We start from the raw sequence: 13,201 nt of genomic DNA on the forward strand, positions 1-13,201 counted from the left end.
CTCGTAGCGAGTTGTCTTTCTTATTCGTCTGTTTCCTCATAGCGAAAATAGTGAAAATCAGCAGGAAGACGCTCGCCGCTCGTATCTTGGCACTGCATACCAACAAATGCCCCTGTAAAAAACCCCCCGCCTCGAATAAAATCATCGGATAAATGGATGGATTCAAGCGGTACATCAATTTCCTTCCACTCTTTCTGATCAAATGAATAAGAATATTTATATGTCTCTTTCCGAACGGTCACTTTTAAATAGACATAAGTGACCTCGTCAGGAATGATGATTTTATGTGTCAATGGCTGAGAAAAGGCAAGGTTTTGACAGACAGATAGTTCAAGCGTGCGGCCAAGTTCCTCATCATATGTCACCTGGAGTGCTGTCCAGTTTTCCGTATTATAATAATTCACAAGACCAGCTGATTGCTGAAAGTTTTCTGGGAAGAACGAAACAGCTGTCTCTGCTTCAAAATAAAAGCTTTGCCAGCGTCTTGCAACAAATGCTTGGGTAAACTTAGACGTTAAAGATTCGCGGCCGAATAACCTTAAATGCTGAGGTTTCTCCGTTAACGAACCAATCTGATCGGTAAACGGAATTCTTAATGTTTGGAAGTGTCTATTTAGTGTTGATTCTTTAAATTCATCGACTGTATGATAGGTTGGTGCAAAAACCTTTTCTTCGATCTTTGGCGCTTCAACCTCAAGCGTCCCCTCCTTTCCGCCTACAACATAAGGCCAGCCATCCTTCCATTCAAGCTTTTGTATCGCTGTTTCTCTTCCTAAAGGACACCAACCTCTCTGTTGAAAAATAGATTCCTTGTTTGATTGAATCGGACGGCCAGTGAGATGAGCGAGATACCATTCATTTGTATGCGTTTGAACGATTGAAGCATGCCCGCATTTTTGAAGCGGATGTTCAGGCGCGTGGAAGGCACTTAAGATCGGGTTATCAGGATGAACCTCATAAGGCCCTTCAATATGCGAGGAACGGGCGATCGTTGCTGCATGCTCATACCTGGTACCTCCTTCTGCCGTTAATAAATAGTAGTAGTCACCTATGTGATACAGATGCGGCGCTTCTGTCATTTTAATCGGTGTGCCTTTAAAAATGACCTTCCTTTGACCGATGAGCTTCTTTTCAGCCACACTATATTCCTGCAAGGCAATACCTGCAAAGGAATGATGCTTTTCCCTATGATCCCACAGCATATTTAAGACGTATTTCTTCCCGCTTTGATCATGGAATAAAGATGGATCAAAGCCGGAGCTGTTGAGCCGGATCGGTTCACTCCAATCGCCGTCCACTTCGCTTGCCGTGACCAAATAATTATGACCGTCTTTAAATGGACCATCCACTACTTTGATATCTGAATAAATAAGCCAAAACTGTCCATCGGCATAGCTTAAGCACGGCGCCCATACTCCGCCAGAATCAGGATTTCCTTTCATATCCAGCTGCGACGTTTTTTGCAAAGGACGCGCAGCAAGGCGCCAATGGACGAGATCCTTCGAATGATAAATTTGTACCCCTGGGAACCATTCAAATGTAGAGACGGCCATATAATAATCTTCTCCAACACGGCAAATACTTGGATCGGGGTTAAACCCTTTGAGCACTGGATTGATAATCTTCATTGAATTTCCTCCTCTTTCAGAGACCTACATTTTAAAATCGTCCATATGATCGAGATACACTTTGTCTCTATTCTCAAGTTCCCGTACGACTTTTTTATGTTTTTCTTCATCTAGGTTATAAAAATTAATATCCACCATCGCTAAAATCAGTAAGCATACAGGAATCACCGTTGTCGTGATTAAAATGCCCAGTAAAGCTTCTGGTGTTTGCATTTGGTTGGCAACATAGCCAAAGCGATCGAGTACAAGCCCTGGCACAATCCCGCCTAATGCCATCCCAAATTTAAAGAAAAATCCGATGATGGCATAGATGAGCCCGCCCATCCTTTTCCCTGTTTTATATTCGCCATATTCAACGGTTTCAGGAATGAGCGCCCACATGTAAGCACCGGCTGTAATACTTCCTGCAGCTGCAACGAGCCTAAAAATCAGTATTAAAGTGATTTGACTCGGCGGTATCACAAGTAATGCAAGAAGACCTACAATATTCAGCAATAATGAATAATTCAGCAGCTTTTTCTTTCCTAACAGCTTGTGCAGTTTTGGAATAAACGGCAGCACCATTAATGCTGGCAGACTGCCAATGAGTCCGTACCATTTCACTAAATCTTCTCTGCCAAGGTTATACGTCACATAATAGATCCCAACTGAATTACTGATCGAATTCACGCCAAAAATAATAATAAAGAAAATGCTTAATACAACAAGCGGACGATTGACACGTAACTGAACAAAGATATCACTGAACTTAATTTTTTCCTCCGGCTTTTGAAGCGTGACACGTTCATTCGTGCTTTTAAAACAGAAAATAAGTAATGCACCGCCAAGAACGCCGAGAAAAGCCATCGTCATCTGCCAGCCGAGGGCTGTATTTCCTGTTTTATCACTCAAAAAAGTCGCAAGAAAAGGAACAAAAAAAGCAACAACTAGACCTCCGAGATTAGCAAAAAGCATACGAACAGACGTAATACTGACAACCTCTTGGTTATTTCTTGTCATTGCTGATGTTAAAGCACCATAAGGAACATTGATGAATGTGTATGTAAGCGATAAACCAACATACGTGATGTAGGCATAAACGAGTTTACCCATTTCAGAAAGATCAGGTGTTGTAAAGCAAAGGATAGCAAGTACTACAAAAGGAAACGCACCGAATAACAAGTAAGGTCTGAACCTGCCAAAACGGCTGTTCGTTCGATCCACCAATGCACCAATAAACGGATCTGCAAGCGCATCAATGGCGCGGACAACTAAAAACATCGTCCCTGCCGCCGCCGCTGATAAACCATACACATCTGTATAAAAAAATAATAGATACGTAGAGACAGTTGCATAAATTAAGTTACATGCGAAATCTCCTGAAGCATATCCCACTTTTTCAGACATACGAATCTTTTTTAAATTCTCACTTACCATGAGCTTTCTCCCTTCTTCTCTTAGCCTCTTCTAACGAACAGATGATGGAGGGCAGCAGCAGTCAATGCGAAGAATATAAAGCGCTTTCAATTTGTTGTAAAAATGAAGCTGAACATCTGATCTTTCAGCTTAGCCCACATACGCAGCAAATGATTTGAATGACGGAATCATCCCCTTTAATAGTCGGATCATCACTTGGAATCCATCTTAGTTTATCGACTAAACAAACTAAGATGAATTCATTTTATAAAATCTGATCTGACTTTTCAATATTTTTTGAAAAAATAATCCAAATAATTGATTTCTTGTCATTTTTCCGGCTGAAATGTCGTGAAAAACTGAAGTGAATCATTTAATGGTTGCAATTCAGCTCATCCCATGCTATATTTATCAAGCGATGAGCTGAATTGTGTAAGTCGGGTAACATGTCTCCTTGAGACACACACGAATGTGGCGTGTGGTTATTCCGCCTCAATACGCAAAAGACATCTTCTCAGGAAGATGTCTTTTTTCTTATCCTATTTTTGTTCCATTTTCAACAGGCTCATCTGTGGCTAGTAAAACCACATCTTCTTTTGACGGCATGCCCCCTAAGACAAGCACTTCTGATTTGAACCCTGCAATTCTTCTAGGCGGAAAATTGACGACTGCTACGATTTGTCTGCCAGTGAGACTCTCAGCCGTATAACGTTTTGTCAGCTGAGCACTGGATTGCTTTAAACCAATCTCTTCACCAAAATCAATCTTGAGTTTCAATGCAGGTACTCTTGCCTCTGCAAAGAATTCTGCTTCAATGATCGTCCCAACACGAATATCTAACGCCAAAAACTGTTCAATATCTGCCATCTGTTTCTCTCCTCTTCTTTCAAGGGTAAGTTCATTAACTAGAGTCATCTATTGTTTTTTCATTGTAGCACATTCATTTCGTAAAAAAGTGAGTCAAAAAGCCGATTCACGGCAAAAACCAACCTTTAGTTTACATAATGTTTTTATCGTCGTGTATTAAATGTTTGCATCCTGAAAATGAATTCAGTAAAATGGCAAATAATCCTACTGCTTCCTCCCAACTATATTGGGGAGGGGTTAACACTTGTTTACATTATCAGATATGTGGACATTTTGCTGGTCGTTTTTCGTCATACTTCCTATCGTTGCCATCTTGCATCAGCTTGGCCATATTATGGTCGCATGGATGTTTGGCGCAAAGGTTTCTTTTGCTCTTGGCAGAGGCAAAAAAGTATTGAAAATAGGCGTTGTTGAAATTAGACGAATCTATTTTCTAGATGCATTTTGCCATTATGAAGAAATGAGGAAAAATAACCGATTCTCGCACATTCTTGTCTACCTAGGCGGATCATTATGCAACCTGCTCAGTGTTCTCATACTGAATACAATGATCGCCAATGATATCCTGCCAGAACATCAATTTTTCTATCAATTTGCTTACTTCTCAGTCTACTATGTATTTTTTGCACTGCTGCCAGTCCAGTATGCAGATCATCATCCGAGTGATGGGCAAGCAATTGTGAACATCATTCGGCACGGTGAACCATGTGACATCATTGATTAACAGGATGGCTTCCCGCTGTTAATTTGATAATGAATCGTTAAAAAGGGAATGCCGAATAGCTTCATTTGATGAACCGCTGTGAGACTTTTATCTGTCTCCGGCTTCATATGAAAGCTTTCTTCCATTGGCAGTTTCATGGTGATAAAAGGTGTATGCAAATACAACCCTTCGTCACCGGTACTGCCTTTTGGACATGCACTTTTTAATAGAAAGTCTTCCTTTTCATTAAAAGGTTTTAAAATGGCGGTCAGCTGAGAATATGGAAGCGGCAGCGCAATATTCATATAGCCCGCAGCTGCATCGTGATGATGAGCATAAAGTGCAAAAAAGACCTGCTCCCCTTTTTCGTTGTGACGAATCCACGCCCTGACATCCTTTCGCTCTTCTTTAGGATGTTGAAATGCAGTCAGACGTCCCTTCATTTCATACGGCTTACGAGATGTTCCCAAATAGAGCTGCCCTAGTTTCTTAAACATGGGCTGAAGTAAAAAAACAAACGGCCTCACCCACCAATGAAAACGGACTGCTGCTTTTAACGTAAAGGCCATCGGATTCTCATAAAACCTTCGAATCACAGGTGACACCCTTTCAGCTGAAAATGTCGTTCCATTTAAATCATCAAGTGAATCGACTAAACCGAGGTTCTCTCGATCACCCATTCTTTCCTTTTGAAAAGAGATTAAATGAAAACGGCCATGCACTTTTGATATCGGAAAGTCCTTCTGCTTCAATTGATCCTTTGGCCCTTCGATCAGCCATCCAATCAAACCTGGTAAAATCACAAAAAAGGCATTAATACTGCCATGAAACCAAATCATCTGATCAATGCTGATGTAGGTCACGCGCATGAGCATGCCAGCGGAATAAAGAAGAGATAGCACGATTGTTCCCATTAAGACGCAGCTAGAAAACACAATCAGCACTTTTGCCACAGTCGATCGAAACCTTGTTTTCATACAAAGAATACCGTACAAGTAGAGTGCAATGACATATAGCGTGACGTTGAACGTATCAAATAGACGGGAGAAGCTAATCCCAACAGCGATCATCACAGGCGACAGCAAAATCACCCATCCTGCCGCTTTGTATAAAGCTGTCTCTTTTTCTCGATTTCTCCCTAATAATCCATAGAAAAGCGGGATAAAAAAAGCCGAGTAATGAAAATGAATAGCGGTCAAAAGCACGATGATTGGTGAAAAGGTCATTACCTGTATATCTGCCGTGTACAGCCAAAACCAAAGCCCTCCTAAAGCGAGATACATCCATGCACCACCCGTCATCAATTCATGAAGTGGAAAGATTCCCCTTTTCAGCAAACGAGTACAGCCATATAACGCCAAAAGAATCGTATACAAAAACCATCCCGATGCAAACAAGGCAGAATGATAGATGAATGCAGCCGTTGCACAAAGAGCAGCTAATGGAAAGGCTTTCATTAAAAAGCCGAGCAGTATCCACGGCTTACTCTCCCTCTCTTCCTTCACAAAAAAGGCTAAAACTGCAGGAAGGAAAAACAGAATCGCTATCAGTACAAACAACTCTGCTAACGGACCTGTCATTAAACGGGTGGCGATAAACCAGCACATAAAGAGGAAGCTTGATATCAAATGCCATTTATTCATCATGAGACATCACCCTTTCAGTAAACCGGCCTTTATATGTAAAAAGGGTCCCAAACAGTCGATTTTTCACATGCACATCAATGGTATACTCACCCGCGTGCTCGTCGTAGCCTTCTGTGACATCTGACACACCGTAAAGCCATGAAGGCAGCGGCCACTCACGTCCTAACATCAACAGCTTCTGCCGGCCGGATTGAATGTGAAGGAACCCATGCTTTGTTACTGTAAAATGAAGCTCTGACATAAGAAGTCTAGGCTTTCCAAAATAGTCTAGTACTTTATGACTCTTCTGATCAATGATCATATCTGCATCAAAGTGACGTTCCTTCTTTGGGAAATAAAACGTACGGAACCAGTGCATGCCTTCCTCTCCCTTATTTGTCATAAAGGGTTTATTGACAATTCGGAAGGGAATGTTTTTTCCTCTCTCAGGGAAAAAACAGCGAAAGAGTGGACCAATTTTGAAGAAAAATCGAATGAGCCTCGTTCCGCCGCCTATTTCCTCCATAGTGCCTTCAGCGGTAAACGCACGGTTGTATCTCTCTTTTAATTTTGGATGAAGCTTATCGTAATCCTTTACTTGATGACGATGAACGACCATGTCTACCTCCCCTTTTTCGTTTGATCGAGAATACGTCTATACAATCTTTTAAATTAATCATTCCTGCAATGGATAGGATCAAAAATGCACTCATCACAAGCGGCTCATGGAGTGTCGTTTGGGGGGATAGGATCCCGATACAAAGCATCAGCAGCAGAAACACACTTTGAAGAATGAACAAATATTTCTTTGATAGCTTAGGTATCAGCCATGATACGCCTATAAGGGCATAAAACAACCGAAATCCGGTGCTATGATCAAAAGCAGAATGTGAAAAAGGGATAACCGCTTGGCATAGCCAGACGATGGCAAACAGCAAACAAATTCCATAATGGGCAAGTGTTCTCTCCAGTAACAACCGAGGGTGCGTACCCTTTTCAAGCCACGTCTTTAGTGCGCCAAAACTAAAGGCCGTCATAAGCCCCATCATCGGGCGAAAAAGTAATCGATCTGCCCACGCCCATCCTTTTCCTTCTTTCGGTTCATAATCAAATTGCGTTTGAAACACAATATGATCATTCGTTTTCACATATTTCCAATAGCCGCCGCCTTCTTTGATAAAAGACAACGGGTGTGACGATTTGAATTTAAGTGAGGATGACCTTTCATTTCGTTCATCCATCATTCTAGTTCGATATGCTCCTGTCCCTGTGACACTTACACCAAATCCAAGATGCTTTTCATACAAAAAGGTTTGGGGCTGTTCATCTTGAGGTCCATTTAATGAAATGGTTGAAAAACGCAAATCCCACTGTTCATGAAGCTTTGGATTTTGCGTATATTCCCATACTTTCTCTAAAGGTGCATGAATGGTTGTTTCCACATAAACAGGCTTTCTTTTCATCTGCCTCTACTCCTCTATGTGAATTATTTCACATAATAAGCATACCATGTTTCACAAAACTGTCAAATCTTTATTCGTTTTCTCTCAAAAAAATGGTTCCAGAAGGATGCTTCTCTATGATATCGGTTCACTGTAAAAAAAAGACCTGTCAAATAGACAGATCTTCTTTTTGCAATACACCTGTGATATAGAGCCGAATCGCATAGCTCACACTTTCTTCAAGCTGTTCTTTTCGTTGGAATCCCTTTTTATTAGAAATATCACCGAAGCCGTGCAGTAAGCTTCTCAGTCCTCTGACGACATGTGTCATTTCCTCTTCCTTTACACCAAAGCGTGACATGATGGTTTGGACAAACTGAACAAGGCGCTCTGCTGCAATACGTACTTCTTTTTCGTTCATATGTGAAAAGGCAGCTTCATAAAGACCTGGGTGTTCTCGGACAAATTGCACATATTGTCTGGCAAAGGCTAAAACAGCTTCTTCTTTTTCCAGCCCCTCTGTGACTTGCATCCCTTCCTCACAAAGCATGGAGAGCCCCTTTACTGCAAGTGCTGCCTGAATCTCATGAAGGCCGGATACATGATTATAAAGAGAAGGCGGCCTAATATTCAGTCTTTTAGACAATGTAGCAATAGTCAAAGCGGAGAAGCCCTCTTCATCAACAAATGCAGCCGCTGTATCCATAATTTTTTCTTGTGTAATTCCCATTCTTGGAGACACGGTTTACTGCCCTCCTTTTTTTAGCTGGTACTGTCTTTTTTTAACGGCAGCTTGAAGCTTTTCATGAGGCTCTATGATAAGGTCACCATGTCCTGCAGCAAGACAGGATATGCGCAATGTCAGTAACTTTTCAGCGCTTTTTAGTGCGGTTTCTGCATCCCATGTGGCAAAAGCCGGGAACGGGAAGCTCCACCGAAACTCACCCGTTACTGATAAGCCGCCTTTAGTCACAAGTGCATCCCCTGCAATGACAACTCCTGACCTTTCATCGTATAAAGAAATGCTGCCAGGTGTATGCCCTGGTGTTGCAATCACTTTAAGCGGCCCAATCTCATCTCCTTCTTCAACAAGCACATCTGGTTTTGTATAAATATTTTTCATAAAACTGCCTTTGATTTTTTGCTGAGGTTCATCAGGGAGCAAGGTAAAGTCACCTTCAAAAAGGCGTGCATCACGTTTTGATAAATAGACAACTGCCTCTGGAAAAGCCTTCTTCACCTCATCTAATGCGCCGATATGATCCATATGGCTATGAGTGAGAATAATCTTATGAATTGGTTTGTTCTTTTTACGGGCAAATTCGATGATCGAGTTCGCCGCCATTTTTAAAGCAGCATCAATTAAGATGAGTCCTTCCTCTTCCTCAAAGACATAGCAATTTACCGGAAATAATCGCGGCATCAATGTAAGCTGGTGCAGACGGTCAAAAGTTGTTAATCTCATGATTGCCCTCCTAAAACTAATATCGTTAGTTTTATATTAACTAATGGTATTAGTTTTAGCAATCATTTTTTCATCAATCGCAATGTAAATATCAACTTGCGCTTCTTTTGGATCAATAGATCTTTCATCATACCATTCAAAATCACCTGTATAAGTGCGGTATTGACGCTGATCCCACGTCCAAATCTTGTGCCATGTTTCAAGCACGACCTCTTCAATCGGTCCTTTTCTTGTTTGAAATCTTGCGTAGGTGGACGCAGGAATCTCTTTTACATGTTCGATCTGCTGATCCGCGAACTCTCCAGCTGTAAATAAATAAGAACCATGTTCATCTTTTTCATAATCTGAATACAGCCCTATGACTGGAGCTTGTCCCCCATGTAGCTGCTGCGCAAAAAAATCCTGCCAAAGCGGTGCAATCTTCCGCTCTTTTGTTTTCTCTATTTCATTTGTTGTTCGAACAGACAACCCTTTGATCCATTGTTTCTCTAATGTGACGATATCGTACATACATTCTCATCTCCTTTTCTCCCATCATATAAAAAGAAACCTGACAACAGTATGTCAAGTTCCTAATCGCTTCATAAATTGTTTTAATTGGAGATCAAATGCTTCCTTGATGTGCTGCGGTGAAAGAATGTCGGCGTCCGGTCCTAAATGGAATAGGAAACTGTGCAGCCAATCATCTTGCGGCACAGTCAATGCTGCCAGATAGGTTCCGTCTGAACATATGATCAATTCGTTCTCATCCACCCATTCCTTCACTTTGCCAACTGATGCTTCCGTTAACCTAAGCGTGAGCGTTGTGACTGAAGGTTCTTCATGCCAAGAGTCATTCCAAGGCTTCTCTTCGTTTTTGATTCTTTTCGGCCTGAAATATGCTGAAATGGTGATGAGGTCTGTCATTCTGGTCAGCTTGAATAGACGAAAATCATGTTTCACACAACAAAACGCATACAAGTACCAATGCCTTCCTTTTAAGACAAGCGTATAAGGCTCCACTTTCCGAGGAAGTGTTTCACCTTTTGCGTTGCGATAAGTGAATTGAATGAATTGATGCGCGGAAGCAGCTGTATGGATCAGCTGAAGCTTCTTTTCTGCCTGGCTGTCTTTCCCCCAGGAGCTTAAATCAATAAAGACATGGTGCTGTTTCTCGCTTTCATCGGTATGTGGGGGAATGAGAGATTTGATTTTTTTCAGTACATGTTCACTTTCTTTAAAGGAGTATGCACTCGTCATGCTTTCAAGGGCTGTTAAAATCAGCTCAATGTCATCATCGGTAAATAATTTTTTCTCTAAACGATAGTCGTCAACAAGTGAAATGCCTTCACCTGCTCCTTGGGTTGTCACAACAGGGATTCCCGCTTGATTGATGGTCTCAATATCACGATAAACCGTCCTCACACTCACTTCGTGAAGTTCAGCGAGGTCCTTCGCTTGTACTTGCTTTTTGCTAATGAGCAGCATCACAATAGACAAAATACGATCAATTTTCATGACTTTTCCTCTTTTTCATAAATGTAGGTTTTGATTTGATAAAAAAAGAAAGAATGGTAAAGATAAGGAACAGCCAGCATCGTTTACATCCCTGCACATGCAGGAGGAGGTTGCATCATGACACATCACGTGTGGCAGTTATTCATCATTGGGAGCATTATGCTGATCTGCATCATCTTTCGAATGAACCGAATGAGACGCTATCAGCTTGTGCGCCCGATCAGTCTTTTGATGAGAATGTATGTATTTGGACTCACTGCCCTTATTCTCTTATTAGAAGGCTGGCAAAATCACAGCATTTTCATCTATGCCGCTATTGGTATGCTCTTTGGAAGCAGTCTGGCCGTTCATGCCTATGAGACGATCCGCATGAAAGAAGAAAATGGCCGTCTTTACGTGAAAACGAGTAAATGGATTGAAAGCTTCATTTTATGCTTATTTTTATCTCGACTTAGTTTTAAGCTGGGTGAACTGACGAACCATTCGCTCACAAAGATTGGTGTCGTTGAACTGTATCAGCATATTGTGAGTGATGATGCCATGACCATGCTCAGCTTTTTTCTGTTAGCTGCTTACTATGTTGTTTTTTCTTATCAAATGATGAAAGCAGGTAAACGAGTAGCACATACGCATCATGCGTAAAAACCTTCCTATTTGAGTAGGAAGGTTTTTATTAGTCATGCTGTGCATGATGAATCATTTGTTCAAGCACTTCCATCACATGCTGATCTTCAGGGCTGTAAAAAATCGATGTCCCTGCTCGTCTAGATTTCACGAGACGAAGGTTTTTTAAAAAACGCAGCTGATGAGAAACAGTTGATTGCATGAGATTCAGTGTTTCTGCGATATCATTTACCGAGTATTCACCTTGAGACAGCAGGTGCAGAATACGAATACGTGTCGGATCAGATAAGGCTTTAAACGTTTGGGAGACAAGAAATAAACTTTCTTCATCCAGCTCCATCCGTTCCTGTTCTTGATTTGTATTCAGTTCTTCCTTCATTTCGCTTCACCTTTCTTGTTAGTCAAATCACGACTTATTCTATGTATCATCATATACTAAAACGTCCGGCGTGCAAAGCGGGCACACTTTAGAAAAAAGATTTATTCAAATAGCATTGACACTTGGTAGCATTCTTTTTAAAATGAGCATTATTTATTCATTTTTTTAGAGGAGCTGATAGGCAAATTGACTGAAGAGCCAAGACTAAAACGCAGCCTGACTGTCTTTCCACTTGTTGTGATCGGGCTTGCTTATATGGATCCACTTGTCGTATTTGATTCATACGGCATTGTTGCTCAGCTGACGAAAGGACACGTCGCTGCAGCTTATATATTTACGTTACTTGCATTACTATTGACAGCGCTTAGCTATGGGAATATGGTGAAGGCTTTTCCAAAAGCAGGATCTGCTTATACATATGCGCAAAAAAGTATTCATCCTCATGTCGGCTTCCTTGTGGGCTGGACACTTTTACTAGATTATTTATTTCTGCCTATGGTGAATTTTGCGATCGGTAGTGCTTATTTAACCGCAGCCTTTCCTGATGTACCTCATTACATTTGGATCATCATACTTGCTATCGCCATAACGACTGTCAATGTCATCGGTATACGGCTTACAGCCAACATTACGGCGCTATTTGTGACGTTTCAGGTCATTGTCGCCGTCACCTTTGTTGGGTTTGTTATTTATGGGCTCACACAAAACACTGGCAGTGGAGAGTTATTGTCAGCCCGGCCTTTTTATTCAGCGAGCTTAGATCCAGCGCTTATTTTTTCAGGAGCGACCATTTTATGTTTCTCCTTTCTAGGATTTGATGCCATTTCGACGATGTCTGAGGAAACCATTAAACCCAAAAAGACGATTCCGCTTGCCATTTTCTTAACAGTTGCGATTGGAGGCGTACTGTTTACTTTGACGTCTTATTTTTTGCAGCAGGTGTTTCCAAATTTTCAGCAGTTCAAACATCCTGATGCAGCCTCACTTGAAATTGCAGAATTTGTGGGCGGCGCATTTCTCCACTCGTTCTTTTTAGCCGGCACAATGGTCGCTGTCATTTCTTCCTCCTTATCGTCACATGCGAGTGCAGCAAGGCTTTTATATGCAATGGGAAGAGATCAATCGTTACCGAAGCGTTTCTTCGGGTATATTCATCCGAGATTAAAAACCCCTGTTTTTAATATTTTATTAATCGGAGCTTTCTCCTTAACCGCAGTCGTTGGCGAACTTGAAGTCATTTATTCCTTTATCAGCTTCGGCGCGTTAATTGGATTTACCTTTGTGAATTTGTCTGTTTTTGCGTACTTTTTCGTCAGACAAAAACAAAGAGGTGTGCTGAATACATTGAGATATGCAGTGATCCCTCTATGCGGGACGGCGTTTTGTCTTTGGCTGTTAACGAGCATCAGCACAAATGCATTAATCATTGGCATGATGTGGCTGATTATCGGTTTTGTTTATTTCTGCTTCAGGCTGAAAACACGACCTGAATTTACGTTTGGATATGATTGATTATAAGGTTTTCACTTGGTATCCTGCACAGGATATGGCATAATAAAAAGGCTGTACTTCCCTT

14 protein-coding genes are annotated in these 13,201 nt (G+C 41.4%); 3 read left to right on the plus strand and 11 right to left on the minus strand.

What is annotated here, in order from left to right; genetic code table 11:
- Window positions 1–20: 20 nt before the first annotated feature.
- The 3 genes from NSQ25_RS09495 to csaA all read right to left on the minus strand — a co-directional run bounded on the left by NSQ25_RS09495 (window position 21) and on the right by csaA (window position 3,890).
- Window positions 21–1,628 (minus strand): glycoside hydrolase family 43 protein, encoded by a 1,608-nt coding sequence (locus tag NSQ25_RS09495; protein WP_070326578.1) that lies wholly within the window; start codon window positions 1,626–1,628, stop codon window positions 21–23.
- A 24-nt stretch (window positions 1,629–1,652) separates the two neighbouring features.
- Window positions 1,653–3,044: an MFS transporter gene (locus NSQ25_RS09500; RefSeq protein ID WP_034280643.1), complete on the minus strand. Its 1,392-nt coding sequence runs from the start codon at window positions 3,042–3,044 to the stop codon at window positions 1,653–1,655.
- Between the two features lie 513 nt (window positions 3,045–3,557).
- Window positions 3,558–3,890, minus strand: coding sequence for a chaperone CsaA (gene csaA, locus NSQ25_RS09505; protein WP_041109443.1), 333 nt, complete (start codon window positions 3,888–3,890; stop codon window positions 3,558–3,560).
- A gap of 244 nt (window positions 3,891–4,134) precedes the next feature.
- On the opposite strand from csaA, the gene NSQ25_RS09510 reads away from it, so the two are divergent.
- Window positions 4,135–4,614, plus strand: coding sequence for a hypothetical protein (locus tag NSQ25_RS09510; protein WP_024422662.1), 480 nt, complete (start codon window positions 4,135–4,137; stop codon window positions 4,612–4,614).
- Here NSQ25_RS09510 and NSQ25_RS09515 read toward each other — a convergent pair.
- The 7 genes from NSQ25_RS09515 to NSQ25_RS09545 all read right to left on the minus strand — a co-directional run bounded on the left by NSQ25_RS09515 (window position 4,611) and on the right by NSQ25_RS09545 (window position 10,622).
- Entirely contained in the window at window positions 4,611–6,236 is a 1,626-nt protein-coding gene (locus tag NSQ25_RS09515; RefSeq protein WP_070326611.1) for a YndJ family protein, read from the minus strand. The two genes, NSQ25_RS09510 and NSQ25_RS09515, sit on opposite strands and share 4 nt — an antisense overlap.
- Window positions 6,229–6,837, minus strand: a complete 609-nt coding sequence (locus NSQ25_RS09520; protein ID WP_034280637.1) for a DUF4166 domain-containing protein — start codon at window positions 6,835–6,837, stop codon at window positions 6,229–6,231. Before NSQ25_RS09520 ends, NSQ25_RS09515 begins: the two co-directional genes overlap by 8 nt.
- The gene (locus NSQ25_RS09525; protein WP_061109242.1) at window positions 6,800–7,681 is read right to left on the minus strand and encodes an SRPBCC family protein; all 882 of its coding nucleotides are present in this window, start codon (window positions 7,679–7,681) and stop codon (window positions 6,800–6,802) included. Before NSQ25_RS09525 ends, NSQ25_RS09520 begins: the two co-directional genes overlap by 38 nt.
- Before the next feature lie 148 nt (window positions 7,682–7,829).
- The gene (locus NSQ25_RS09530) at window positions 7,830–8,402 is read right to left on the minus strand and encodes a TetR/AcrR family transcriptional regulator (protein ID WP_070326577.1); all 573 of its coding nucleotides are present in this window, start codon (window positions 8,400–8,402) and stop codon (window positions 7,830–7,832) included.
- A gap of 3 nt (window positions 8,403–8,405) precedes the next feature.
- Window positions 8,406–9,125, minus strand: coding sequence for an MBL fold metallo-hydrolase (locus NSQ25_RS09535; RefSeq protein ID WP_065214738.1), 720 nt, complete (start codon window positions 9,123–9,125; stop codon window positions 8,406–8,408).
- Window positions 9,126–9,161: 36 nt separating this feature from the next.
- Entirely contained in the window at window positions 9,162–9,635 is a 474-nt protein-coding gene (locus NSQ25_RS09540) for a GyrI-like domain-containing protein (RefSeq protein ID WP_070326576.1), read from the minus strand.
- Between the two features lie 54 nt (window positions 9,636–9,689).
- On the minus strand, window positions 9,690–10,622 hold the full coding sequence (locus NSQ25_RS09545) for a YafY family protein (RefSeq protein WP_326136290.1): 933 nt from the start codon (window positions 10,620–10,622) through the stop codon (window positions 9,690–9,692).
- 117 nt (window positions 10,623–10,739) lie between these two features.
- Here NSQ25_RS09545 and NSQ25_RS09550 point away from each other — a divergent pair, with 117 nt between their 5' ends.
- Entirely contained in the window at window positions 10,740–11,264 is a 525-nt protein-coding gene (locus NSQ25_RS09550; protein ID WP_034280620.1) for a hypothetical protein, read from the plus strand.
- 31 nt (window positions 11,265–11,295) lie between these two features.
- On the opposite strand, the gene czrA is transcribed toward NSQ25_RS09550, so the two are convergent.
- The gene (gene czrA / locus NSQ25_RS09555; RefSeq protein WP_024422670.1) at window positions 11,296–11,625 is read right to left on the minus strand and encodes a Zn(II)-responsive metalloregulatory transcriptional repressor CzrA; all 330 of its coding nucleotides are present in this window, start codon (window positions 11,623–11,625) and stop codon (window positions 11,296–11,298) included.
- Window positions 11,626–11,811: 186 nt separating this feature from the next.
- Between czrA and NSQ25_RS09560 the strand changes: the two genes are divergently transcribed.
- Complete coding sequence (locus tag NSQ25_RS09560; protein ID WP_034280617.1) at window positions 11,812–13,137, plus strand: APC family permease; 1,326 nt, start codon at window positions 11,812–11,814, stop codon at window positions 13,135–13,137.
- The last annotated feature ends 64 nt before the right edge of the window (window positions 13,138–13,201 follow it).

This window comes from Bacillus sp. FSL R5-0512 (assembly GCF_038593295.1).
GTDB classification, from domain to species: domain Bacteria; phylum Bacillota; class Bacilli; order Bacillales; family Bacillaceae; genus Bacillus; species Bacillus safensis.